Genomic DNA, 26,124 nt, shown 5'->3' with positions numbered 1-26,124 from the left:
CGATGAATAAGAAAATGAAATCTTTAATTTTAGGTGCAACAATGATTATGGCATTGCCAATTATTGGTGGCTGTGGTAGCAATACTATTGGTTATGTAGATTCCCAAAAAGTTGTGACACAAACTGCGAAATCTATTGAGATTAACAAAGAAATTAATGCAAAAGGTAAAGAACTTCAAGCCAAAATCGATGCTGCTGATGAAGCATCTAAAGCGCAAGTTACGACTGATGCAAAACAAGATTTTAATGCTTTCACAACTGCAAAAAATCAAGAGTTGAAACAATATATCGATCAACAAGTTAATGAATTAGCTAAAGAGAAAAAGCTAGATGTAGTATTGCTTAAAGGTGCTGTTGTTGGTGGCGGCGTAGATGTAACTGATGATTTAATCAATAAAATGGGCAAAGCATCTGATGAAGATATTAAAGCTGCAGAAAATGAAGCGAACCAACAAGAAGCTCAACAAGCGCAACAAGGTGATGCTCAACAAGGTGAAGCCCAACAAGCGCAACCTGCTGAAGCTGCGCAATAGTTTAGTTAACACTTGGGGGGGACTTAATAGTGGAAAAGACCGTACTGGAGCTTGCTCAACTTATTGGTGGTAAGGTGGTTGGTAATGAATCGTTAGTAATCACAGAAACACGTGGCTTTGAACAAGCGGCACCTCAATCGATTACATTTGCTATTGGTGAATATGTGGAACACATTGGCTTATGTAAAGCTGGTGCTGTAATTTTAGAGCAAGAAGCGCCCAATGCACCGATGACACAAATCATTGTAGATAATGCAAAGGTTGCCTTCGCACAAGTATTACAATTATTTCATCCACCTGTTGTAATACCACGTGAAATCCATCCTACTGCAATCATTGGTGAGAATGTTAAGCTAGGCGATAATGTTGCTATTGGTGCCTATTGTGTTATCAATGATAATGCAGTGATTGGTGATAATGTTACAATTCGTCCATATGTTTATATTGGTCATAATACTCGTGTTGGTAATGATTGTGATATATATACTGGCGCCGTTGTCCATGAAAATTGTATATTAGGAAATCGTGTCGTATTACGCGCCAAAGCGGTAATCGGTGGTGAAGGCTTTGGTTTTGCTACTGAAAATGGTGTACATACGCATATTCCACAAGTAGGTAATGTCATTTTAGAGGATGATGTAGAAATTGGATCCTGTACAACCATCGATAATGCAACTATGGGATCTACATTAGTTCGAAAAGGGACAAAAATTGACAACCTAGTTCACTTGGGACATAATGTTGAAATTGGTGAAAACTGCTTCCTCATTGCACAAGTGGGAATTGCAGGTAGTACGAAATGTGGAAATAATGTAATTTTTGCAGGACAAACCGGTTGTACAGGGCATATTACAATAGGTGACAATGCAAAATTTGCTGGTAAAACTGGTATTACTGGTAATGTACCAGCAGATGCTGTTATGGCTGGTTATCCAATGCGTCCTCATAAGGAATGGTTAAAACTGTCTGCTTATGAACATCGATTACCAGAAATGGTAAAAACTGTAAAACAATTGCAGAAGGAAATCGATGCTTTAAAAGCGCAGCTTAAGGAGAGCTAATACGTTTATGTATAGGTTTATGAAGTTGTTTAGTGCCTTTATTTGTATGTTGCCTCATAGTTGGCAGTATGCATTAGGTACATTACTTGGTGAAATTGCTTGGCTTGCAGTGCCTCCTAAACGAAAACGGTTGGCAATCGGGCAGATTTTGTTTTGTAAAATCACTGATGATCCTGTTGAAGCAAAGCGAATTGCTAAGGCGAGTACGACTCGATTTGGTCGTATGATTATCGATGTATTGAGATACCCTGAAATTAAAGACGGCGGCTATAAAGATATGGTCAACTTTACCAATAAGGATATTTTGGATGAAGTCTTAGCTGATGGCAAGGGGGCTATTCTGGCTGCCCTTCATAGCGGTAACTGGGAATTACTTGGAGGTGTACTGGCTTCTGAAGGGTACCCTCTAATTTCTGTAGCGCTAAAACAAAACGGCGATGCAGATAAATTTATCAATGAATATCGTGAGCTTATGCATCAACATGTAATGTATAAGACGAGTGTGCGCGATATGGTGAAAGCTTTAAAAAACGGTGCTTTTTTAGGGTTGATTATGGATCAGGATCCTGGAGAAAATGGTGTATTGGTACCATTCTTTGGTTATGAAACACTAACAGCAGATGGTCCTGCTGTATTAGGGCGTATGCAAGATGTACCTATCATCTTTGTGACCATGCACTATAGCCCTTATACGGGAAAACATGAACTTGAAGTACATCCACCATTATATGTAGAAAAAACAGATGATAAGAAACGCGATGTAGCAATTACTACGATTAAGCTCAATGAATTTATTGAGGATTATATTCGTCGTTATCCAGAAGATTGGTTCTGGCTACATAATCGTTGGAAATGGACTCGTCGTTACTACGGTGACAAGATTGATACTCCACCAGATGTGTTTCATTAAAAAAATATAAAAAGTATAATCGGCGTTGCAGATGTCTTAAAATAAAGCTTTGCAATGCCGATTTTTTACATCTAGTCAGTTGATAAATAGTCCTATATTCTTGTAACAGCTATGCAAATAGGGTATAATACAGTATGGTGTATAGTAGACATGGAATTAGATTATGAAAGGACATTCTTATGAGTAAGCCCCAACAAACAATTAAACAGGCTGTTTCATATAAGGGAATTGGCCTTCATAGCGGGGAACCTGTAACCATGGTTTTTAAGCCAGCACCTGAAAATACAGGAATTGTGTTTGTGCGCTCAGATATAGAGGGAAACCCCTCCGTTCGAGCACACATTGATAATGTGACGAACACTATGCGCGCTACTACTTTGGAACATGGTGAAGCAAAGGTTTTCACTGTTGAACACGTAATGGCTGCATTCAGTGCTATGAATATTGATAACTGCTTTGTTGAAATGGACTCTCCTGAGCCACCTGTTGGCGATGGCAGTAGTGCCGTATTTGTTGACTTAATCCTTCAGGCGGGAATTGAAGAACAACAAGCTGAACGACATGTGTATAAGGTGAAACGTAGTCATTCCATTTATGATGGCGATAGATTTATTCTTATCGTACCTTATGATGGATATCGCGTTACATTCACATCGATTAATCCACATCCGCTACTTGGTACGCAACAATGTGATTTTGATGTAACACCTGAGTATTTTCAAGAACATATTGCCCGAGCTAGAACCATTGGATTTGTAAAAGAATTAGAACAATTGCAAGCCATGGGCTTGGCAAAGGGGGGCAGTACGGATAATGCTCTTGTGTATGATGATACAACATGTTTATCTGTTCCTCGGTTTGAAGATGAATTAGTTCGTCATAAAGCCCTCGATGTGATGGGTGATTTATATTTATTAGGCCCTATTGAGGGACATGTAATTGCGTTAAAATCGAGCCATGAACTCAATTCTCGTTTGGCTCATAGTATAATGGAAGAAATAAGGGAGACACAGCAATGATTCTTAACCACGAAGACATTTTAGAAATTTTACCACATCGTTACCCAATGCTATTGGTAGATCGTATTATTGAATTAGAACCAATGAAACGTGCTGTGGGCATTAAAAATGCTACATTCAATGAATTGTTCTTCCAAGGTCATTTCCCTGGAAATCCAGTTATGCCTGGTGTACTATTAACAGAAGCAATTGCCCAAGTTGGTGGCATTGCTTTGTTGTATCCTGAAGAAAATCGTGGATTAACACCTATGTTTACAGGCATTGATAAAGTACGTTTCCGTCATCCTGTAAAACCTGGTGATGTTGTACGCATGGAAGTGGACATTGTAAAAATTAAGGGCCGTATGGGCAAGGTTGAAGGTCGCGCTTATGTGGGTGATAAACTTTGTGCTAGCGGTGAATACATGTTTGCCCTTGTATAATAGACTTAAGGAGTGATTGTAGTGATAGTTGTAGGCATGGAAAATGCGGAATCCAACATTCATAACACGGCCATAGTGCATCCGAATGCTAAACTGGGCAAAGATGTTGTCATTGGACCTGGTGCTGTCATTGGGGAAAATGTAGAAATAGGGGATGGCACTCAGATTGGTGCCAATGTAGTTATTGGTGGTTGGACAACCATTGGTAAACGTTGTGAAATCTATCCAGGTGCATCCATTGGTTTGGAACCGCAAGATTTAAAATTTAAAGGCGAGAAAAGTTATTGTTACGTAGGTGATGAAACGGTTATCCGTGAATTCGTTACCATTAGCCGCGCTACTGGAGAAGGCGAAGAAACACGTGTTGGCAATAACTGCTTATTACAAGCGTGTACGCATGTAGCTCATAATTGCATTGTGGGGAATAATGTTATTATGAGTAACTGTGCAGGCTTGGCTGGTCATGCTATCGTTGAAGATCGCGTGGTTATAGGTGGCCTCGCTGGTGTTCATCAATTTGTAAAAATTGGCCGTAATGCTATGGTTGGTGGTATGGCTAAGGTGGTACAAGATATTCCGCCTTATGTTATTGCCGATGGTCAACCAGCTCGTGTTATCGGATTGAACTCTGTTGGCCTGTCTCGTGCAGGTATTTCGGAAGAGGTACGCCGTAGCTTGAAGCAAGCGTTCCGCATCATTTATCGTTCAGGCTTTAGCTTGTCTAGAGCGATTGAAGAGATGGAAATGCAACTTGATTCTTCCGTTGAAATTGAAAACTTATTACGCTTTTTACGCAATGCTGATCGTGGCATTATGCGTACCCGTCGTGATTAATATGAAACTCTACATTATGTTTATATAATGTAGAGTTTTTTTGTGCTTATTTTATACTCTTTTTAGACGCATCCTTTTTGAGTAAGAATGTAGGAAAATACAGTGTGTTTATAGCTAGAAAAGCGTTGAAATTATAGTAAAATGGCGTGATTTATAGTACAATATAGTGTATATGAGTATGTCTTAAAATTATACTCAAAACAAATGATTTGACGAAAAATTGTGGACCATATAAGGCTTCACATAGGAGGTATAGTCGTGGCAAAGGTAGGTTTAATTGCAGGTATTGGCGTTTTACCTGTTGAGTTCATGCGGGCTGCTCATATGTTGGGGCATCAAGTTGTAGTCATCGGAGTTGTGCCTGATACGGATCCCATATTAGAGAAAGAAGCGGATTCTTTTTACAACATTAGTGTGGCTAAGTTAGGCAAAATATTTAAAACCTTGAAAAAAGAGGGCGTTACTGAGCTTACTATGCTCGGAAAGGTAACAAAGGAAATTTTATATAAAGGCTTATCCTTCCCTGATTTAAAAACTTTGGGTGTCCTTAAACGATTGAAAAATCGTAAAGATGATACTATTATGCTCGCTATTGTTGATGAAATCGAACGAGAAGGTTTTTCTGTTCTAGATCAAACTGTGTATTTGAAACCGTTCATGCCTAAGGTTGGGGTATTGACCAAACGACAACCGACAGAAGAACAATGGCAGGATATTTGTTTCGGCTTTGAATTGGCTAAACAGATGGGCAAGCTTGATATTGGTCAAACTGTAGTAGTAAAGCATAAAGCAGCAATGGCTATTGAGGCTATTGAAGGAACTGATAAATGCATATTGCGCGGCGGTGAACTCGGTAGAGGTGAGGCCGTAGTTGTTAAGACTGAAAAACCAAATCAAGATGTTCGCTTTGATGTGCCTGCTGTAGGTATTAAGACATTAATGTCCATGATTGATAGTGGTTGTAATGTTTTGGCTGTAGAGGCTGAAAAGACGATATTTGTACAACAAGAAGATGTACTAGAAATGGCTAATCGCCATAATATTATTATTTGTGCTGTAGATCAAGCATTTGTAGATGCTAGAAAGGAACTATGATGAAAATTATGTTTTCTGCTGGCGAAGCGTCTGGAGACACACATGGCGCTAGCGTGGCCAAAGCGCTTTCACAAATAGATTCCAATATAGAAATGTTCGGTATGGGTGGCACCTTGATGGAACAAGCTGGCGTTCGTATCGTATATGATATCAAAAATCTCGGCGTTATTGGCATCGTAGAAATCATAAAATCATTGCCAAAGTTCTTTAAATTACGCACCTATTTAAAACGGGTTATGATGAAAGAAAAACCGGACGTACTTGTATGTATCGATTATCCGGGATTCAACATGAAATTGGCTGAAGTAGCTCACCAGTTAGGAATCCCTGTATTGTACTATATAGCGCCTACTATTTGGGCTTGGCATAGCAGCCGTGGCAAGACGATTAAGAAATTTGTTACAAAGGTGGCCTCTATTTTTCCGTTTGAAGCGGAAGCATATCGCAAGTTTAATTGTGACGTAGAATTTGTGGGACACCCATTAGTAGATATTGTGCATCCATCCATGACTAAGGAGGAGGCGATGGACTACTTTGGGGCTAAGCCAGAAGCAAAGCGCGTTTTATTGATGCCGGGCAGTCGAAAACAAGAGGTGTTATCCCTCTTAGATGTAATGCTTGAAAGTGGGGAACGCTTATTACGGTCTCACGAAAATGTGCAGTTCTTTTTACCACGTGCACATACGATTGATCGCAGTGAATTAGAATCTTTCATCAATGAACGAAATGTCCCTGTAACGATTACGGAAGACCACACCTATGATTTGATGCAAATCTGTGATGTATGTTTAGCTGCATCGGGCACTGCTACACTAGAAACAGCGATGATGGAGTTGCCAACTGTATTATTATATAAGGTATCGCCTATTACATATGGAATCGGTAAGATGGTCGTAAATCTTACGCATGTAGGGTTGCCTAATATTGTAGCCGGCAAGGAAGTCATTCCTGAATTATTGCAAGATGATGTTTCTGCAGATGCTATAGTGAATACCGTCTTGCCTCTATTAGATGATTTGCAAGTTAATCAACATATGCGCTCCGAATTGCGTAGCGTTAAAGAAAAACTAGGTGAGTCAGGTGCTGTTAATCGCGTGGCTCAATTGATTTATGACCTAGGTAAGGAGAAAACTAATGAATAGTTACTCACGTTTATTGTATTTTGTGAGACCCTATTATAAACGAATGATATTTGCTGTATTTTGCATGATTGTAGCAGCTGCAGCGTATCTCGTAGTACCATGGCTAATCAAAAACGTCGTAGACCAAGTATTACAAGATAAAAATATGTTTATGCTCAATCTCATCGTTGGGGCCATCATTTTGATATTTTTAATTCGTGGCTTTGCCACATATGGGCAAACTTACAATATGTCCTATATCGGTCAACGGGTTATCATCGATGTACGGGAAGCAATTTTTAAGCATTTACAACGATTGTCCTTATCCTATTTTGATCGCCGTAAAACTGGCGTCATCATGAGTAATCTTACAAATGACGTATCTGCTCTTCAATCAGCAGTAGTGGATAACTTAATATCTCTCATTACAGAGTCCGTTACCTTAATTGGTTCTTTAGTTTCCATGTTACTCATCGATTGGAAGTTAACGCTGGTTACATTTATTACGGTACCAATGGTGCTGATCATCATAAATGTATTTGGTAAAAAGTTGCGTTTAGCTGGCCATGATGTACAAGGTCGTATCGCTGATATTACAGCTCTTTTGCAAGAGGTGATTTCCGCTATTCGCGTCGTAAAATCTTTTGCTCGCGAAGGTTTTGAAGTTAAGCGCTTTGAAGTAGAAAATCAAAATAACTTCAATGCCGTTATTAAAGCCACTAAATTGACTAGCTTATTAAGTCCTATGGTTGAGTTCTCTGCAGCGATTGCGGTGGCTGTTATCCTATGGTATGGTGGTTATTCCGTGGTTACAGGAACAATTACAGCTGGTTCTTTAATTGCGTTCTTGATTTATGCTATTAACCTATCAAATCCTGTTAAGCGTTTGAGCCAAGTCTATGGTAATATCCAAAAAGCGTTGGCTGCAGCTGACCGTGTGTTTGATATTTTAGATACAAAAGCCGATGTAGTGGAAAAAGAAAACGCTATAGAATTGCCTGATATTAAAGGCGATGTAGATTTTAATCACGTTAGTTTCTCCTACGATGGTGAAAAAATGGCATTATGTGATTTTAACTTGTCTGTTAAGGCTGGTGAAAGCGTAGCCTTAGTAGGTCCGTCTGGTGCAGGCAAGACAACATTAGCCAATCTATTACCTCGTTTTTATGATGTTACGAGTGGATCTATAACAATTGATGGTACAGATATTAAAGACGTAACCTTTAAATCGTTGCGTAATCAAATTGGGTTAGTACCACAAGAAACAGTTTTATTTAATGCATCCATTAAAGAGAATATTTTATATGGTCGCTTAGATGCGAGTGATGAAGAAATTTACGAAGCGGCTAAGGCGGCAAATGTATTAGAGTTTGTGGATAAGATGCCTGATGGTCTCGATACTATTGTAGGTGAACGAGGTAGTTCGTTATCAGGTGGTCAACGTCAACGCGTTGCAATTGCACGTGCTATCTTGAAGAATCCTAAGATTTTAATTCTCGATGAAGCTACGTCTGCTCTTGATACAGAAAGTGAAAAACTTGTACAAGAAGCGTTAGACCGCTTGATGGAAGGTCGTACAGCCTTTGTTATTGCCCATCGTTTGAGCACTGTACAAAATGCACATCAAATTGTTGTATTAAATCAAGGTAAGTTGGTAGAGAAGGGAACTCACCAAGAACTATTAGCCTTGGAAAATGGTTTATATAACCATCTTTATTCCGTTCAGTTCTCTAATAAAGGATAAACATGTACTGGATATATAATGTATTGCTCATATTTTACTGGATTGGCCTAATTCCGGTTATCCTATATCGTCTTGCTTTTGAAGATGGTTTTTATGAGCGTATAAAACAAAGTGCAGGATATATGCCTGCTACACTATTAAAAAAAATAGAAGGACGTCGTGCGATATGGATTCATGCTGCATCAGTTGGGGAGATTGTTGCAACGAGTCCTCTTGTAAAAGAAATTAAACGAGAGTTTCCAGAAGCGGTAGTCGTTGTATCTGTCGTTACGGCTACAGGTCATGCGATGGCACACCGAATCATACCGGAAGCTGAAGGCATAATTTTCTTCCCCTTAGATTTACCGTACTTAACACGTAAAATTTTGCATATCATTAAACCGATTGCTATTTTATTAGTAGAAACAGAAATTTGGCCAAATTTCTTGCGTATCGCAGAGTCTGAAAAGATTCCAGTTATGATGGTGAATGGTCGTATTTCCGATCGCAGTATGAAACGCTATCGCTATATTAGTGCTTTCACGCGGGAAATGTTGAGCTCTATCGAACGATTCTGTATGCAATCAAATTTTGATGCAGAATATATTGCACAGCTTGGTGCGAACCCTGATGAAATCACTGTTACTGGTAATATGAAGTATGATCAAACCTATGCAACAGTATCCGAAGAAGAAAAGCAAGCCTTGTTAGACGAATTTGGATTTGGTCATAATCATCCTATTATCGTGGCAGGCAGTACACACAAGGGTGAAGATGAAGCCGTATTTGAATCTTTTAAACAGGTTTTAGTAGAGTATCCTAATGCAAGATTACTTATTGCGCCTCGTGAGATTTATAGAGGCCATGATGTACAGACCTTAGCAAAACGTTATGGTTTGGAAGCCATTTGTCGTAGTGATATGACCGAACCGGTGCATAAGGAAATTCCTGTAGTAGTACTTGATACGATAGGGGAACTTGGTCGTTTGTACAGCTTAGGCGATATCATTTTCGTAGGTGGTTCTCTTGTTAAAACAGGGGGGCACAATATTCTAGAACCAGCTGCTCATGGAAAACCTATTATTGTGGGCCCGCATATGTTTAATTTTAAGGAAATTTTTAATCTCTTACATTCTAGACATGCATGTGAGCAAGTTAAAAATCAAAAAGATTTAACTACTATGATTTTACATCTCTGTAAACACCCTGAATTAGCGAAAGAAATGGGGCAGAATTGCTTAGATATTATCCGTGAAAATCGTGGTGCAACGCGTCGCAATACGCAAGAATTACGTCAACTATTTGAATCACATCATATTATTCCTTAAGAAATATTGGTGTAATCGATACGGAAGGAGGTGCCTACTATGAATGGTGAAGATATTTTTAAGAGCATTGTAAGCGGCGAAGATCAATCTATCTTAGGCGATGTAGCCAGGGCTGGGTTATCACTTCTTAGTAAGGGGTATAAAAAAGCTGTTACTATGCGTAACGCAAAGTTTGATGCAAATAAAGGTGTTGTAAAAGTATCGGTACCTGTAATTAGTGTTGGTAATATAACAGCTGGTGGAACTGGTAAAACTCCAATGGTTAGACTTATCTGTGATATTTTAGGACAGAAAGGCTTTCATCCAACTGTATTGAGCCGTGGTTATAGAGCTAAAGATAATAGTCAAAATACAATTATTTCCAAGCATGGATCTATTTTAGTAGAGCCTGAGGAAAGTGGAGATGAGGCTTGGCTATTAGCGAAAGTGCTACCAAAATCTAGTGTGATTATTGGTCGTAATCGTATAGAATCGGCACGTATAGCAATTGAAGAGTTAGGTGCTGATTATCTTGTAATGGATGATGGTTTTCAACATCGAGCGTTGCATCGAGATAAGGATATCGTATTAATCGATGCATCGAATCCTTTTGGCTATGAACATGTATTGCCAAGAGGATTATTACGTGAGCCTATGGAGGGCCTAGCAAGAACTGATATTATAGTGCTTACAAAAGTAGATCAAGTTGATCCAGGATTGGTTGCAGCACTTAGAAAACGATTAGCTCGGATGGCGCCACAAAAGCCTGTTTATGAGACCATTCATAAACCACGTGCAGTCTATACACTTGAGGCATGGGCTAATGGTGATGAAGGACATCCTATTGGTACTGATAGCGATTTACCTATTATGGCCGTAAGTGGTATCGGTAATCCTAAATCCTTTACGAAGACGCTGGAAGGCTGTGGCTACGACGTAGTACATACAATGGGTTTTGGTGATCATCATGATTTTTCGGATGATGATGTGGTAGAAATTTGGAAGCAAGCTTTTGCTCATCAAGCTAAGGCGATTATGATTACTGAAAAAGATGCTGTTAAATTAAGTCAGTTGCATACAATTGAAGACTTGAAAATACCGATTCTAGTGCTATCCATAGGTATTGAATTCATCTCTGGAAAACAAGAATTCATAGAAAATTTAGAGATTTAGTGTATAATAATAAGATACGCAAATAAAAGAAATGGGGTTTTATTGTGAATATTGGTTGTGTGATTCCAGCTCGATTTGGTTCCACGAGATTGCCAGGAAAACCTTTGGCAGATATCGCGGGTAAACCTATGATTCAACGTGTTTATGAACGTGTTACACAGGCGAAGAGACCACAAGTTGTTATTGTGGCTACTGATGATCAACGCGTATATGATGCGGTTAAATCTTTTGGTGGTACGGTTGTTATGACTGATGCCAATCATCCGACTGGAACTGACCGATTAGCTGAAGTAGCACAACAATATACCGACCTAGATGTTATCATCAATGTACAAGGTGATGAACCTATGATTGATGCGCATTTAATCGATCAGTTAGGAGAACTTTTTGAAGATGATGCACATCTACAAATGGCTACAGTAGCAATCCCTTTATTAAAAGAAGAGTATGATGAACCTTCTGCGGTGAAGGTTATACTTAATAAACGAAATGATGCGATGTATTTTTCCCGCTCCTTAATTCCCTATCCACGTCATGATTTTGTTAATGCTCCTTTAAAGCACATTGGCATTTATGCATATCGTCGTCAATTTTTATTAGACTATGCAAAGATGGAGCCTACTGCAGCAGAGCAAACAGAGTCGTTAGAGCAATTGAGAGCGTTGGAAAATGGATTTTCCATCCGCGTCATTACTACAGATAAACGATTTGTTGGTGTTGATACACCAGAAGACTTAGCTCGTGTAAATGAAATATTCGAGCAAGAGGAGAAATAAATGAAAACAGTAAACGTTGGTAATATGACAATTGGTGGCGGTAAAGGGCTGTTTGTATTAGCAGGCCCATGCGTAATCGAAGATTACGACCGCACATTGGCAATTGGCAAAGAGGCTAAAGCAATTTGTGAACGCCTAGGCATTCCTTATATATTTAAGGCTTCTTTTGATAAAGCTAATCGCTCTAGCTTCAATTCTTTTCGTGGTCCAGGCTTAGAAGAAGGTCTAAAAATTTTAGCGTCCATCAAAAAAGAATTGAATGTACCAGTTGTTAGCGACATCCATTCTATTGAGCAAATTGAACCAGCAGCAGAAGTGTTGGATATTCTTCAAATTCCTGCATTCTTATGTCGTCAAACTGACCTAGTTTACGGTGCTGCTAAAACGGGCAAATGCGTAAATGTAAAAAAAGGTCAATTCATGGCTCCAAAAGATATGGAGAATGTTCTTAATAAAATGAAAGAATCGGGCAATGAAAATCTTATGCTTACAGAACGTGGTTTTAGCTTTGGCTATAATAATCTCGTTGTAGATATGAGATCATTCCCTATTATGCGTTCCTTTGATTATCCAGTAATTTTTGATGCTACTCATAGTGTGCAATTACCAGGTGGGGCTGGTACAAAATCCAGTGGCAATCGAGAATTTGTGCCAAATTTGGCACGTGCCGCTGTTGCTAGTGGTGTAGATGGTTTATTCTTTGAAGTACATGATAATCCTGAAGAAGCGCTTTCCGATGGTCCAAACATGGTATATTTAAATCAATTCGAAGACTTATTAAAAGACTTAGTAGCTATTGATAAAATCGTTAAACGATAAGGGGCGATAGTATTGGATATTTTAGAACAGGCTGCTCAGGTGCTTCATGAGGAAGCACAAGCGATAGAACAGTTAATAACAACATTAGATCAAAGTTTTGTAAATGCTGTTAACATGATTCTTGCATGTAAAGGTCGTGTTGTATGTACTGGCATGGGTAAATCTGGACATATTGGTCGTAAGATTGCTGCTACATTAGCGAGTACAGGTACACCAGCATTATTTATGCACCCAGGGGAAGGTGTTCATGGCGATCTAGGTATGATTACTGAAGATGATGTGGTACTTGCCTTTTCTAATAGTGGGGAAACAGGTGAAATCATTGGTATTTTGCCTTCATTGCGCCGCATAGGTGCTAAATTGATTTGCGTTGTAGGAAAACCTGAATCTACATTGGCTAAAAATTCCGATGTTGTATTATTGGCGCAAGTTGAACGCGAAGCATGTCCGTTAGGATTGGCACCAACTACAAGTACAACAGTAGCATTGGCCTTGGGCGATGCTTTGGCGGTATGTTTACTAGAGCGTCATCATTTTACGCCGGAAAACTTCGCTGTTTTCCATCCAGGTGGCTCACTTGGAAGACGTTTATTGTTGACTGTTGAAAATATTATGCATGGTGGTGAAGATAATCCAGTTGTACACAAAGGGGCAACCGTTCGTGATGCTTTGTTTGTAATGACGGAAAAAGGACTTGGTGCCACTAGCGTTATCGATGAAGATGGTCACTTAATCGGCCTTGTAACTGATGGTGATGTGCGTCGCGGTCTTGATTCTGGTAGCAACTTTTTAGAGTGGCCAGTTGAAGATATGATGACGAATATGCCACGTACTATTACAAAGGATAAATTGGCTGCTGAAGCACTTCATGTAATGGAAAAAAATCAACCTCGTCCTATTACAGTACTACCTGTAGTAGATGAAGAAGGCCATGCAATGGGGATTGTTCACATTACAGACTTACTTCGTCGAGGCATCGTGTAATGAATATTAAGTGGATTATCCTCGATGTTGATGGTGTATTAACAGATGGAAAATTAATCTATACATCGAGTGGTGAAGAAATAAAGGCCTTCTCTGCAAGAGACGGATTAGGTCTAGCCGCTGCTCATAAAGCAGGGATTTCACTAGGCATTATAACGGCTCGCACATCGCCTATGGTGGAACGGCGTGCTAAGGAATTAAAATTTGATGCTTTATTGATGGGGCATGCTAATAAAACGGAGGCTCTACGTTCTCTATGTGAAAGCCATCATATTGAGTTGGCGCATATAGCTTATATGGGTGATGATTTAAATGACCTAGGGGCTTTATCTCTCGTAGGATTGCCGATGGCTCCTCAAGATGCGGCGGCTGAGGTTAAGGAATTGGCTCAATTTGTATCAAATCACAATGGTGGATCTGGTGCCGTGCGAGATGCTGTTGAATATATTTTAAAAGCTCAAAACATGTGGGATTCAGTCGTAAAAGACTATGCTATGGAGGCTCATAACCATGGTCAATAAAGGAGGTGAGCAGAATGAATAATGAATGGCAATACCATGTCGTTAAGGGAATCAGTTGGCTTGTATGTCGATTGCCGTATAAGCTCATTTTGCTCATAGGTGCTAGCTTAGGACCCCTGTATGGAGTTATTGCAAAAAAGCAAAAGCTAAGAGGCATTAAAAATATAAAAATTGGCATGAATATGAATGACGAACAGGCAGAGGCTTTAATTGAAAAGCTATTCAAAAACCTAGGTCGAAGCGTTATGGAAATTCTGTATATGCCGAATTTGACTAAGAAATTTATTAATGAGCATATCGAAATGCGCGGTGTAGAGCATTTGGATAATGCTATTAAAGAAGATAAAGGCGTCATTGTTCTTACTGGGCATGTAGGCAATTGGGAATGGATGGGGGCTGCGTTAGCTGCACATGGTTATCCATCTACAACTATTGTAAAAAAACAACCTAATGCACAATTTACACGCTTTATGAATGAATATCGTGAAATGGTTGGCCTCGATGTGTTTGCCAGCGGTGGTAATGAAATAGTTTCTGCTGCAAAAGCATTGAAAAAGAAGAAATTGTTGGGTTTTTTGGCCGATCAAGATGGATATATTCACGGGTTACCGGTGCCATTTTTAGGGCAACCTTCTTCCGCTGTTGTAGGACCGGCTACATTTGCTAAAAAATTCGGTTCTCCTGTAGTACCAATTTTTACATCTAGAAAGCCTGAAGGCGGACATATTGTTCATATCTTGCCACCATTACATTACAATAATAGTGGCGATGATGATGTAGATATGTATACGTTGACAGAAGAGTGTGTACGCGTAACAGAAGACTTTATTCGTGAACATCCTGATGAGTGGATTTGGTTCCAACATCGATGGATGACTAAGATGAGCGAAATCGTTGATTATTATAAGAAACTAGAGATTCGGGAGAGAGCACATGAAAAACAATAAAAAATTAATCGCTATTGTCGTGGCTATCGTCATTGCTCTAGTTGGTCTAATAGCGTTCATTTTGCACGACTCTGGAGACTCTTCTTCTAAAGGGGCTAATAATGGGCAACTGGTGAATTTCCAAGGTGCCGAGCTTCAAGAAGAGAAGGACGGTAAGTTGGTATGGGCCCTATCTGCAGAGAAAATCGAGTATGACCCTCGTTCAAAATCGATTGTACTCACTAATTTAAAGGGTCTTTTCTATCAAGATGATGTGACAACAACGATTACGGCACCTCATGCTGTATTGTCTGGCGATCATAGTTCCCTTGATATTGATGGTGGTGTAACAGCTACCAATACGGAAGGGGCTAATTTTAAGACCGATGCATTACATTTTGATAACAAAACTAAAATGCTTACATCAAAAACGGCTTTCACTTATGATTCAAAAGATATTACCTTAACTGGTGATAAGTTAGAAGGTAATATGTCGTTGAAACAAATCAAAGCGATTGGTCATGCTAAATTGACGAAAAAGTAAAGTTGAGGAATTGCGATGAATAAGAAAAAATATATGGGATTAGCTGTAATCTCAGCAATGATGATGCTATCTGTTACTGCTTGGGCTGCCAATGAAGGTCCGTTGACCATTAGTGCGGATACATTATCCTATGATGGTAATACAGGTCGTGCAGAGGCATCTGGTAATGTAGTAATTACACAACAAGATAAAACTATGACTGGTGCGAATGGATGGTACAATACTAAAACTCGTGAAGCATCCCTAGAAGGTGGCGTTTCCATGATTGGCGATAATATGTCCATGTCCGCACAATCTGTACATAGTGTAAATGATAACCAGTTCAGTGCAGAGGGGGATGTTCATTTGCAACGGGATGATCGCCAAATCTTTGGTGACTCTGTTGAGTACAACTCTGATACTGAATATGGTAAGGTAGTGGGAAATGCTAAATTAATTGCAGAAGGCACTACATTGACAGGTAACCAAGTAGAAGGTTGGTTGAAAGAAATTCGCGCCGTTGCACAAGGTGGTGTAACATTTAATAATCCAGATAAAAATGTATCTGGTTCGGCAGATCGTGCTACATATACGCAAACGCCTAATCAAAATGATGGGGTTGTATTGCTTACTGGCTCAGCACATGCAGTACAAAATGGCAATGTGTTGAATGCGCCTGAGTTAAAATTGTACTTGAAGGATAACTCTGCGGAAACATTAGGCGGACGTAGTACATTAGTTATCACACCGAACTAGTAAGGATTAATGTATGTATATAGAAACTAAGAACCTAGTCAAAACATTTAATGGTCGGAATGTAGTAGATGGTGTAAGTCTTCATGTTGAAAAAGGACAAGTCGTGGGGCTATTGGGGCCTAATGGGGCTGGTAAGACTACATCGTTCTACATGATTGTAGGCATTGAAAAACCGACGACAGGTATTATTACAGTTGATGGTAAGGATATCACGATGTTACCGATGTATAAGCGGGCAGCGGAAGGCATTGGTTATTTACCCCAAGAGGCATCGATTTTTAGATCTATGACTGTTGAGGAAAATATTCGTGCCATGTTGGAAACAACAAATAAAAATCGTGATGAAATCGATCAAATTGTAAACTCTCTTATTGATGAATTTAATATTGGTCATGTGCGAGATCGTAAGGGGATGCAACTATCCGGTGGTGAACGGCGGCGTGTAGAGATTGCTCGCTGTTTGGCTTTAGAACCGAATTTTATCTTATTGGATGAACCATTTGCCGGCGTAGACCCAATTGCAGTTGCCGATATTCAACAAATTATTTTACAAGTAAAAAATAGAGGAATCGGCATTCTTATTACAGACCATAATGTGCGAGAAACATTAGGCATTGTTGATAAGGCATATATTCTAAGCACAGGTAAGATCTTATTGGAAGGTACACCTGATGAAATTGCCAATAACCCAATTGCTCGTGAACATTATTTAGGTAACAATTTTAAATTATAGGAGGGACCATGCGCTTATTAGATAAATATATTTTAAAAGCCTTTGTAGGTCCATTCCTATTTGGGGTATTTGCTTTTACCAGTATTTTCATTGGTACAGGTACATTATTCCGCATTGCTCAATATATAACTGAATATGGTGCTCCGCTACTACTCGTTATGAAAGCCTTCTTTTTAGCTATGCCAAGCATTATTTTATTGACATTCCCTATGTCTGTATTGCTTGGTTCGCTGATGGCTTTCAGCAGACTAAGTAGTACTAGTGAAATCGTAGTTATGAGGGCTGGTGGCCTTAGTTTTTTACGACTTGCAATGCCTGTATATATTTTAGCGTTGCTTATTTCTATTGGTGCTGTAGCATTTAATGAATTTGTTGTACCACGTACAAACAATATGTACCAAACCATTGTGCGCGAAGAAATTATGAAGAATGCATCGCCACAAACGCAAAATCATATTGTGCTAAAATCTATGAATGGTGACAATCTTAGTACATTGATGTATGCTAAACACTATGATAGTGAAAGTAAAAAACTAAGCATGATTACGGTGCAACAATTCAATGACAAAGGTGAACTACAACAGGTAGAAAATGCGGAAAATGCTGAATGGAATGGCCAAGTATGGGTCATGCATAGCGGTATAATCTATGACGTATCGGCCGGTGAAGGTGTAGAGCGGACAATGAAGTTTAAAGAACAAGTATTGCCAATTAAATCTTCACCAAATGAAGTACAACAAGATCAACGTAAACCAGAAGAATTGACGATTAAAGAATTGCGTCATCAAATTAAAGCATATAAAGCTGCATATACAAATTCTAATAAGTTAGAAATGGAAATGTATCAACGTTTTACCATTCCGTTGGCAAGCTTTGTATTTGCCTTAGTAGGTGCACCGTTGGGCTTGCAAAAACAAAGGTCTAGTTCGTCTATCGGATTTGGTATCAGTATTTTAATTATCTTTATTTACTATGGTGTGATGACCTTTGCCGGAGCTCTTGGTAAGGGTGGTGCATTACCAACGTGGATGGCAGCAATGATTCCTGATACATTAGGTATCATTGCCGGATTATATTTAAATTGGCGTGTTTCACGCTAATAGATAGTATGTTGGATTACAATTTATTTTGAAAGGAGGGACACCATGCTTGTAGGATTAAAGATTCTCGTTATTATCGCTATCATGGGCGGGCTTATTGCCTATATGGGTGATAAACTAGGAACAAAGGTCGGTAAGCGTAGAATGTCCCTCTTTGGATTGCGTCCTAAGCATACATCGATTATTGTAACGATTGTAACAGGTCTACTCGTTGCAGCTGCCACGGTTGGTGTTCTTACAATTACATCGCAAAGCGTACGTACTGCGCTTTTTGGGATGGATCAATTGCGGGCAGATATGAATCAGCTAACAGCAGAGGTAGCTGCTAAAAATGCTGAATTAGAACGAGGTCAAGCTCTATTGGAAGCTAATAAAAAAGAATTAGCGGACCGTATGGCTGAGATTGAAACAATTCGCAAAGAGGTTGAACAAAGCCGTCAAGAATTAGCTGATGCAGAGGCTGCAAAGGTTGCTACAGAGGCAGAACTATCTGCATTACAAGCCTCCTATGATGAGGCCTCTAAAAAATTAGCTGCCTTGGAAGCTACACGGGCTAGTATGGAAAAACATATTGCCGACTTGCAGAAAACACAAGAAGAGTTAAAAACGGGGATTATTCATCTTAGAGAAGGTACGATTTTATTCCAAGTCGACCAATTATTAGCACAGGCAGTAGTGCGTAATGGTTTATCTCCCAATGAAGCGCGTGATGCGGTTAATAGTATTGTGGAAGATACAAATAAGCTCGTACTTCGTCGCTTAGGTGTTGAAGATCATGGTGAATCTGTTGTATATGTAGACCGTCAAAATATAGAGGTTGCCATTTCTAAAATTGAAGAATCTAAAACGCCTATGGTTATCCAAGTGGTGGCAGCTGGTAATATCATTGCTGGTGAACCAGCAGTTGCGACGATTCACGTGTATCCACAACAATTTATTTATAAATCAGGTGACGTGATTGCTACGTCTGTTATCGATGGTGGTAGTAATGCTCAAGTCAATATGCTTCGTTTCTTGAAACAAGTCAATGAAGAGGCTAAGTCTAAAGGGGTTATACCAGATTCGTTATCTGGAGATATTGGTACAATACCTGGAGATGAATTATTTTCTGCGATACGTCGTATTGGTATGTTACATGGCAAGGTGTATGTAGAGGCGTATGCTGATGGTGATACATATTCATCTGGCCCTATACATATAAAATTGCGTATTACACAGATGACAGATACGGGTAAACTTATAAAATCAAATTAGTTTCTATATAAATGGCCTATGTATTAAGATTTAATACATAGGTCTTTTATTTTGTGATAAAATATAACTATTGTATTGAGGAATGAGGAAAATAGTATGAATAATATATCGTATATAGCCGCTGTGGATCCAGGGAATGAAAAGACAGGCGTAGCTATTCTTTCACAAGCAGGTGAGTTAATATATCGAACCATTGTAGAAACTAAGACATTTAATAGTTCCTTTGAAAGTATATTAAGTACTTATCTTGGTATACATCATATCGTATGTGGTAATGGTACCAATCATAAGCATTTGTATCCATCTATACAACAAATTGGGCGAAATCATAAAATTACGACGAGTTTGATTGATGAATCACATAGTACTGAAGAGGCTCGTAAATTGTATTGGCAATATAATCCACCTACCGGTTGGCGTAGATTCGTACCAAAAGGCATGCAATTTCCACCTGAACCAGTAGATGACTTAACAGCCTATGTCATTGGTAAGCGATATACTAAACAATTGAAGGAAGAGGATCATAATAAACTTCAAGACTGTAAAGCAGAAGATGATTTAGAAGCTAAACGTTTAGCGGCAATTAAAAAATTATATAATGAAGGAGATACACATGAGTAATGTGATAAAAAAGATACATTGGTCCAGTATGCTACTGCGATGTATTTGGATGATTATAGGGGCCCTGATTTATACAGTGGGCCTAGATCTATTTTTAGTGCCAAATAATATCATCGATGGTGGCGTTGTTGGTATATCTTTGATGACAGCTGAACTTACGCGGATATCGTTTAGTATATTTGTAGTATTAATTAATATTCCATTCTTGTATATTGGCTATCGCATTAATGGCAAGGTATTCACCATATCTACATTATTTTCTATCGTTTGGATGGCCATATTTTCATCCTTTGCCCATGAATTTACTCCAATTACAACCAATCCTTTTTTAGGTGCCATTTTTGGTGGTATCATACTTGGTATTGGCGTAGGCCTTATTATACGTAATGGGGGCTGCTTAGATGGGTCGGAAATCGTAGCTATTATTTTTGATAAACGAACTACATTTTCTGTAGGCGAGATTGTAATGGCCATGAATTTAGTCATCTTAGGGGCTGCCGGATTTGTATATAGTTGGGATAGTGCTATGTATTCCTTAGTAGCCTATTTTATCGCCTATAAAATGATTGATATTACAATTACAGGCCTTGAGGAATCAAAGGGTGTTATGATTATTACTGATGCAGAGAATTCAGAGAAAATTGCGGATACATTAAATGCAAAACTAAATCGAGGCGTTACCATATTATATGGTGAAGGTGGTTATTTGAAAACACCTAAGCATGCATTGTATTCAGTTGTAACTCGTTTAGAGATTACGCGTTTGAAGGATGCTGTATATGAAGTGGATCCATCAGCATTTATAACCATTCAAGATGTACACGATGTATTTGGTGGACGTTTTACTAAGAGTGGACATTAAGGGGGCTCTAATGAATAATAAATTTGTAAAAGAAACATTAGATTGGATATATGCCATTGTATTGGCGTTAGTTATTGCAATGGTCATTCATATTTTTATCGTACAACCAACACGGGTATCCGGTGAATCCATGGAGGATACGTTACATAATGGTCAATATTTAATCGTTACCAAGTGGCAACATATTATGCGTGATGTACCTGACTATGGTCAAATTGTTATCATTGATAGCCGTGTGAACCGTGAACGTACATGGACCGATGATGTGAAAGAACCATTGATGAACTATGTAAGCGTTATCGATAAATCGGCTCAAACAAATGATGTGTGGGTAAAACGCGTTATCGGTAGACCTGGTGACACATTAGAGTTTAAAGATGGTCATGTTTGGCGTAATGGCGAAGAGCTTCAAGAACCTTATACAAAAGATCCTACAATGAACTATAGCCGTTCTACACCTGTTGTAGTACCTGAAGGGCATGTGTTTGTAATGGGGGATAATCGCAATCATTCTAGTGACAGCCGATTCATCGGACCTGTACCTGTAGATCATGTGCTAGGTTTTGTAGAATATGCCCTATAATAGATAATAGAATATATAAAAATCTAAGGTCTTAAGTGTTACAGATCAATGCTATAATGCTTTATATGAGAACGTATATTACTGAAACGTAATGTACGTTCTTTTTTATATGTTATATTATATGAAGAACTATATTGCTTACAATCTATCTCTTTTATACATATAACAATGAATGATTTATATAATCTTGGTGTGCGCGTGTCTGCCTTAGAGGACCGCGTAGGGAATGTTAAGTTTACTGGAGATGCTCGTATTAACTATGTTGAAAAGGAAGGCATTGATAATCTAGATTCGGAAGGTAAATTTGCCGCTCGTGTACGTTTGAATATGGATGCTAAAGTTAATAAGAATACATCTGTGAAAGCACGATTAACAACAGGATCTATTGAACTTGGTGATGCATCTAAAGATCATACCATGTCCTTTGATTTAGCTTATGTAGAGCATAAATTTGGGAAGAATCATATGGTAGATATTGGTCGCTATACACAAAGCTTTGGTGATGGTTTAATCTATTCTAGTAACTTTGATGGTATTGGGTATACAACACAAGTTGGAAAATTGAAAGTTAATGCCGCTTATGGTTATCCTACATTAGGTCGTTTTAGTAAGGCCTCTAAAGATAATAATAGTGAAATGTCACTTGCAACTAATGCTGAATGGGTGACCGCAACAGGCCTTAGCAATAGTGATGTATGGAATGTAGGCGTTAAATGGGGCGACTATAAAATCACTAAGAAAAATTCCTGGCGTGTAGCTCTTGATTACTACAACCAAGAAAAGAATGCGCCTGTATTCAAGACACAAAAATATGAAGGTAATTGATTACTATCGTGCAGACTTATTATTTAAATTCTAATTAATACCTATGAAATAAGATCTATCAGAGATGATAGGTCTTATTTTTATTGCAACTAATTAATTAAAATCATATTTATTAGTTTTGCATATTAATCGGGATAGTATGATAGCTTAAAATATATTGTTTTATACGTAAATAAGATGAAATTTTACAAAATTTAATTTTGATAAATATAGATAAATACTGATTTTATTGTGTAAAATTATTTCATGAAAGAAATTTCATCATATTTAATTGTATAAAATGCTTTACAAATTTGTTGATCAGATGTATATTGACATCACAGAAAGACAACACACCAAGTTGTGGGATATACAAGAACAGAAGAAGAGGAAACGTGGATACTCATCAGGATGTTCTTATATAGATCATAACTAGATGTACAGTCTTCTGATAATATATATTTTTTTCTAAATTTGTTAGTCAAAAAGACTATATCAGAAAGAAGGAATCTATTATGAAAAAACAATTCGCAGCAGTATTTGCAGCAACAGCTCTTTTAGGTGTAACAAGCGCATTCGCAGCTAACCCATTTTCCGATGTAACTCCTGATTCTTGGGCATACCAAGCTGTATCTCAATTAGCAGCAGCTGGCATCGTTAATGGTTACCCAGATGGTACTTTCAAAGGTCAAAACGATATCACCCGTTACGAAATGGCTCAAATGGTAGCTAAAGCAATGGCTAACCAAGATAAAGCTAATGCAGAACAACAAGCAATGATCAATCGTTTGGCTGATGAATTCTCTAACGAATTGAACAACTTGGGCGTACGCGTTTCCAAATTGGAAGACCGTGTAGGTAATGTAAAAGTTACTGGTGATGCTCGTATCCGTTATCAAGAATCTGAAGACAAAGGCGTTTACAAAACTGATAGCAAATCTTTAACTGACGGCCGTGCTCGTGTTCAATTCAATGCAAAAGTAAATGACAAAACTGATGCAGTAGTTCGTGTTAAAGGTGGCTATGAATTCGGTGATGCTTCCAATGGTACAACTGCTAAAATCGACCGTGCATATGTAGATCACAGATTTGGTCAAAACGTATCCGCTAAGGCTGGTCGTTTCAATCAAACAATTGGTGGCGGTTTAATGTACGATGATACATTCGACGGTGCTCAATTGAACGTTGGTAATGATAAAATCCAAGTACAAGGTGCTTATGGTTACATGATGGAAGGCGCTTCAGCAGGCAATGCTAAATCTGATAACCCATCTGTATCTTATGTAGGTGTTAAAGGCAAAATCGGTCAAGAATCCTCCGTTGGTGGTTTCTATTCCAGATTGTCTAGCGGTAATTTAAAACACAATGGTGTTAGCGTTGCTAATGATCACCAAAACGTATACGGCTTCAATGCGGACTTCCGCAAAGATAAAGTATGGGTTGGCGGTGAATGGTTGAAAGCTTCTGACGTAGCTAATTCTCAAGCTTGGACAGCTGGTGTAGGTTATGGTAACTACGACATCGCTAAGAAAGGTACTTGGGATGTGAAAGGTCAATACTTTAACCAAAAAGCTAATGCACCAATCGTAAGCTCCACTTGGGATCAAGCATATGATTTAACTAACACAAATAACGGTTACAAAGGTTATGTAGCGACAGTTGATTACGCTGTACAAGATAACGTAGGCTTAAGTGCTGGTTATGGTTTCAACTCTAAAGACCAAAGCGGTAAAGACTTATCCGATTTCTATCGTGCAGAACTTAACTACAAATTCTAATTGATAATCAAATAACACTATTATGAAAACCATCTCTTAATAACATATAATAGTATATATAAAGGAGTCCTCCTTGGAGGGCTCCTTTTTGTATGTGAAAATCGTAAAATGCAATATGTAGTATGAGTATAAAATGACTCAATTATGAAGTGATATTAATAAGATAAAATAATTAGTTATTATTTTATAAGCAAAACTTTATAATGTATATGAGAATAAATATCATTATAAGAAAAAATGGATAAATTTGTATAAAATTTTGATTTTTTTGAGTTGTAAGAAATTTAGATAAAATCTAACTTTTCCAAGAGTTTAAAAAATAAAATTTTTCAAATGAGAATGTAAATGAGAAAAAAGGGTTTACATCAAAAAATCTTCGTGCTAATATCATGGCAACAAGAAGCGGTAAGCAAAACATACTGAAATCTCGATGAAGAATTATGGCGAGGAAACGTGGACACTCCCAAGAGAATTCTAAATCTTGAAATTAGAATGAATTGTGAATCGCAACTTGTGAAAACAATTTTATTCTTATTTTTCAGAAAGAAGGAATTCAACTATGAAAAAACAATTCGCAGCAATCTTTGCAGCAACAGCAGTTTTGGGTGTAACTACTGCATTCGCAGCTAACCCATTCTCCGATGTAACTCCTGATTCTTGGGCATACCAAGCAGTTTCTCAATTAGCAGCTGCTGGTATCGTTAACGGTTATCCAGATGGTACTTTCAAAGGCCAAAATGATATCACTCGTTACGAAATGGCTCAAATGGTAGCTAAAGCTATGGCTAACCAAGACCGCGCTAACGCTGAACAACAAGCTATGATCAACCGTTTGGCTGATGAATTCTCCAACGAATTGAACAACTTGGGCGTTCGTGTAGCTCGTTTAGAAGACCGCGTTGGTAACGTAAAAGTAACTGGCGATATGCGTCTTCGTTACCGCGATCAAGCACATAAAGCAGGTGACACAAATAATGAAAATTCCAAATTCGATGCTCGTGCACGTATCCAATTCAATGCAAAAGTAAACGACCGCACTGATGCAGTAGTTCGTTTAGCTTCCGATAATTTTGAATTTGGTGATGCTGCCCATGGTTCTAATGTTGGCGTTTCCGTAGACCGTGCTTATGTAAATCATAAATTCGGTGAACGCGTATCTGTTAAAGCTGGTCGTTTTGGCCAAGTTGTTGGTGGCGGTTTAGCATTTGATGGTACATTTGATGGTGCTCAATTTAATGCAGGTAATGACAAAGTTAACTTCCAAGCAGCTTATGGTTATGCAGTATCTGGTGCAGCTGAAGGTACAGCAAGAAAAGATAATCCAGAACTTGCTATCGTTAATTTGAACGGTAATGTTGGTAAACATGCTAATGTTGGCGGTTTCTACACTCATGTAAATGGTGAAGATCTTCAACTTGGTGGTAAAAACGTTAAAAATATTTACGGCTTCAACACAGATCTTAACTTTGATAAAGTTTGGGTTGGTGGCGAATGGTTGAAAGCTTCCAACGTAGCTAAATCTCAAGCTTGGACTGCAGGCGTTGGTTATGGCAACTACAAACAAGCTAAACAAGGTACTTGGGATGTTAAAGCTCAATACTTCAACCAAAAAGAAAATGCTCCAATCGTTGATTCTACATGGAACCAAAAATATGGTGCTGATTCCAAAGGTTGGTTAGCGACTGTTGATTATGCATTGCAAAACAACGTTGGCTTGTCCGCTTACTATGGTTTCGACTGGAAAACTCAAAACGGTACTGACAAAGGTGACTTCTACCGTGCAGACCTTAACTACAAATTCTAATTTGATAGTTACAAATATAAAAGGGACTCCTTCGGGAGTCTCTTTTTTTGTACCCCTTATAAATGGTATAATAGATAAATAC

General features: G+C 38.5%; 26 protein-coding genes and 1 pseudogene. All 27 read left to right on the top strand.

Translation table 11 applies throughout. From position 1 onward, the window contains the following. Nucleotides 1-2: 2 nt before the first annotated feature. Nucleotides 3-533, top strand: coding sequence for a hypothetical protein (locus HMPREF1504_RS09370; RefSeq protein ID WP_005381739.1), 531 nt, complete (start codon nt 3-5; stop codon nt 531-533). Nucleotides 534-562: 29 nt separating this feature from the next. After that, nucleotides 563-1,594, top strand: a complete 1,032-nt coding sequence (lpxD, locus tag HMPREF1504_RS09365; protein ID WP_005381785.1) for a UDP-3-O-(3-hydroxymyristoyl)glucosamine N-acyltransferase — start codon at nt 563-565, stop codon at nt 1,592-1,594. A gap of 7 nt (nt 1,595-1,601) precedes the next feature. Further along, nucleotides 1,602-2,504: a lysophospholipid acyltransferase family protein gene (locus tag HMPREF1504_RS09360; RefSeq protein WP_038125221.1), complete on the top strand. Its 903-nt coding sequence runs from the start codon at nt 1,602-1,604 to the stop codon at nt 2,502-2,504. Between the two features lie 179 nt (nt 2,505-2,683). After that, on the top strand, nt 2,684-3,523 hold the full coding sequence (gene lpxC, locus HMPREF1504_RS09355) for a UDP-3-O-acyl-N-acetylglucosamine deacetylase (RefSeq protein WP_038125220.1): 840 nt from the start codon (nt 2,684-2,686) through the stop codon (nt 3,521-3,523). Then, nucleotides 3,520-3,945, top strand: coding sequence for a 3-hydroxyacyl-ACP dehydratase FabZ (gene fabZ / locus HMPREF1504_RS09350; protein WP_005376579.1), 426 nt, complete (start codon nt 3,520-3,522; stop codon nt 3,943-3,945). Before lpxC ends, fabZ begins: the two co-directional genes overlap by 4 nt. Nucleotides 3,946-3,966: 21 nt before the next feature. Then, nucleotides 3,967-4,779, top strand: coding sequence for an acyl-ACP--UDP-N-acetylglucosamine O-acyltransferase (lpxA, locus tag HMPREF1504_RS09345; RefSeq protein WP_005376607.1), 813 nt, complete (start codon nt 3,967-3,969; stop codon nt 4,777-4,779). 258 nt (nt 4,780-5,037) lie between these two features. Further along, the gene (locus HMPREF1504_RS09340) at nt 5,038-5,874 is read left to right on the top strand and encodes an LpxI family protein (RefSeq protein WP_005381836.1); all 837 of its coding nucleotides are present in this window, start codon (nt 5,038-5,040) and stop codon (nt 5,872-5,874) included. After that, a complete protein-coding gene (lpxB, locus tag HMPREF1504_RS09335) occupies nt 5,874-7,016 on the top strand; it encodes a lipid-A-disaccharide synthase (RefSeq protein WP_038125249.1) in 1,143 nt (380 codons plus the stop codon). The genes HMPREF1504_RS09340 and lpxB overlap by 1 nt, the downstream gene beginning before the upstream one ends. Next, complete coding sequence (msbA, locus tag HMPREF1504_RS09330; RefSeq protein WP_005376614.1) at nt 7,009-8,739, top strand: lipid A export permease/ATP-binding protein MsbA; 1,731 nt, start codon at nt 7,009-7,011, stop codon at nt 8,737-8,739. The genes lpxB and msbA overlap by 8 nt, the downstream gene beginning before the upstream one ends. A gap of 2 nt (nt 8,740-8,741) precedes the next feature. Next, nucleotides 8,742-10,046 (top strand): 3-deoxy-D-manno-octulosonic acid transferase, encoded by a 1,305-nt coding sequence (locus HMPREF1504_RS09325; protein WP_005376599.1) that lies wholly within the window; start codon nt 8,742-8,744, stop codon nt 10,044-10,046. Nucleotides 10,047-10,085: 39 nt separating this feature from the next. Next, complete coding sequence (gene lpxK, locus HMPREF1504_RS09320) at nt 10,086-11,198, top strand: tetraacyldisaccharide 4'-kinase (protein ID WP_038125219.1); 1,113 nt, start codon at nt 10,086-10,088, stop codon at nt 11,196-11,198. A 44-nt stretch (nt 11,199-11,242) separates the two neighbouring features. Continuing rightward, nucleotides 11,243-11,974 (top strand): 3-deoxy-manno-octulosonate cytidylyltransferase, encoded by a 732-nt coding sequence (gene kdsB, locus HMPREF1504_RS09315; RefSeq protein WP_038125218.1) that lies wholly within the window; start codon nt 11,243-11,245, stop codon nt 11,972-11,974. Next, nucleotides 11,975-12,793, top strand: a complete 819-nt coding sequence (kdsA, locus tag HMPREF1504_RS09310; RefSeq protein ID WP_038125217.1) for a 3-deoxy-8-phosphooctulonate synthase — start codon at nt 11,975-11,977, stop codon at nt 12,791-12,793. A gap of 12 nt (nt 12,794-12,805) precedes the next feature. Continuing rightward, nucleotides 12,806-13,777, top strand: a complete 972-nt coding sequence (locus HMPREF1504_RS09305; protein WP_005376628.1) for an SIS domain-containing protein — start codon at nt 12,806-12,808, stop codon at nt 13,775-13,777. Next, entirely contained in the window at nt 13,777-14,298 is a 522-nt protein-coding gene (locus tag HMPREF1504_RS09300) for an HAD family hydrolase (RefSeq protein ID WP_005376638.1), read from the top strand. The genes HMPREF1504_RS09305 and HMPREF1504_RS09300 overlap by 1 nt, the downstream gene beginning before the upstream one ends. A 14-nt stretch (nt 14,299-14,312) precedes the next feature. Then, nucleotides 14,313-15,245 (top strand): lysophospholipid acyltransferase family protein, encoded by a 933-nt coding sequence (locus HMPREF1504_RS09295; protein ID WP_005376592.1) that lies wholly within the window; start codon nt 14,313-14,315, stop codon nt 15,243-15,245. Beyond that, on the top strand, nt 15,232-15,768 hold the full coding sequence (lptC, locus tag HMPREF1504_RS09290; RefSeq protein ID WP_005376610.1) for an LPS export ABC transporter periplasmic protein LptC: 537 nt from the start codon (nt 15,232-15,234) through the stop codon (nt 15,766-15,768). The genes HMPREF1504_RS09295 and lptC overlap by 14 nt, the downstream gene beginning before the upstream one ends. 15 nt (nt 15,769-15,783) lie before the next feature. Beyond that, nucleotides 15,784-16,503: an LptA/OstA family protein gene (locus HMPREF1504_RS09285; RefSeq protein WP_005376608.1), complete on the top strand. Its 720-nt coding sequence runs from the start codon at nt 15,784-15,786 to the stop codon at nt 16,501-16,503. A 13-nt stretch (nt 16,504-16,516) separates the two neighbouring features. After that, nucleotides 16,517-17,236, top strand: coding sequence for an LPS export ABC transporter ATP-binding protein (lptB, locus tag HMPREF1504_RS09280; protein ID WP_005376602.1), 720 nt, complete (start codon nt 16,517-16,519; stop codon nt 17,234-17,236). An 8-nt stretch (nt 17,237-17,244) separates the two neighbouring features. Continuing rightward, nucleotides 17,245-18,336, top strand: coding sequence for an LptF/LptG family permease (locus tag HMPREF1504_RS09275; RefSeq protein WP_005376634.1), 1,092 nt, complete (start codon nt 17,245-17,247; stop codon nt 18,334-18,336). 45 nt (nt 18,337-18,381) lie between these two features. After that, nucleotides 18,382-19,590: a DUF3084 domain-containing protein gene (locus HMPREF1504_RS09270; protein ID WP_038125216.1), complete on the top strand. Its 1,209-nt coding sequence runs from the start codon at nt 18,382-18,384 to the stop codon at nt 19,588-19,590. A gap of 96 nt (nt 19,591-19,686) precedes the next feature. Next, nucleotides 19,687-20,211 carry a hypothetical protein gene (locus HMPREF1504_RS09265; protein ID WP_038125215.1) on the top strand — a complete coding sequence of 175 codons (525 nt, stop codon included), beginning with the start codon at nt 19,687-19,689 and terminating at the stop codon, nt 20,209-20,211. After that, nucleotides 20,204-21,073: a YitT family protein gene (locus HMPREF1504_RS09260; protein ID WP_038125214.1), complete on the top strand. Its 870-nt coding sequence runs from the start codon at nt 20,204-20,206 to the stop codon at nt 21,071-21,073. The genes HMPREF1504_RS09265 and HMPREF1504_RS09260 overlap by 8 nt, the downstream gene beginning before the upstream one ends. Before the next feature lie 10 nt (nt 21,074-21,083). Beyond that, nucleotides 21,084-21,656 (top strand): signal peptidase I, encoded by a 573-nt coding sequence (lepB, locus tag HMPREF1504_RS09255; RefSeq protein WP_005381809.1) that lies wholly within the window; start codon nt 21,084-21,086, stop codon nt 21,654-21,656. Between the two features lie 171 nt (nt 21,657-21,827). Then, nucleotides 21,828-22,478 (top strand): annotated as a pseudogene (locus HMPREF1504_RS09250) (putative porin); the annotation flags it as partial. Nucleotides 22,479-22,975: 497 nt separating this feature from the next. Continuing rightward, on the top strand, nt 22,976-24,238 hold the full coding sequence (locus HMPREF1504_RS09245; RefSeq protein WP_038125213.1) for an S-layer homology domain-containing protein: 1,263 nt from the start codon (nt 22,976-22,978) through the stop codon (nt 24,236-24,238). 559 nt (nt 24,239-24,797) lie between these two features. Next, a complete protein-coding gene (locus tag HMPREF1504_RS09240) occupies nt 24,798-26,042 on the top strand; it encodes a putative porin (RefSeq protein ID WP_038125212.1) in 1,245 nt (414 codons plus the stop codon). Nucleotides 26,043-26,124: the final 82 nt, after the last annotated feature.

The sequence above is a fragment of the Veillonella sp. ICM51a genome, from assembly GCF_000524355.1.
GTDB classification, from domain to species: Bacteria; Bacillota; Negativicutes; order Veillonellales; family Veillonellaceae; genus Veillonella; species Veillonella atypica.
The sequence above is the reverse complement of the archived record's forward strand: the minus strand, read 5'-3'. Positions and strand labels throughout refer to the sequence as shown.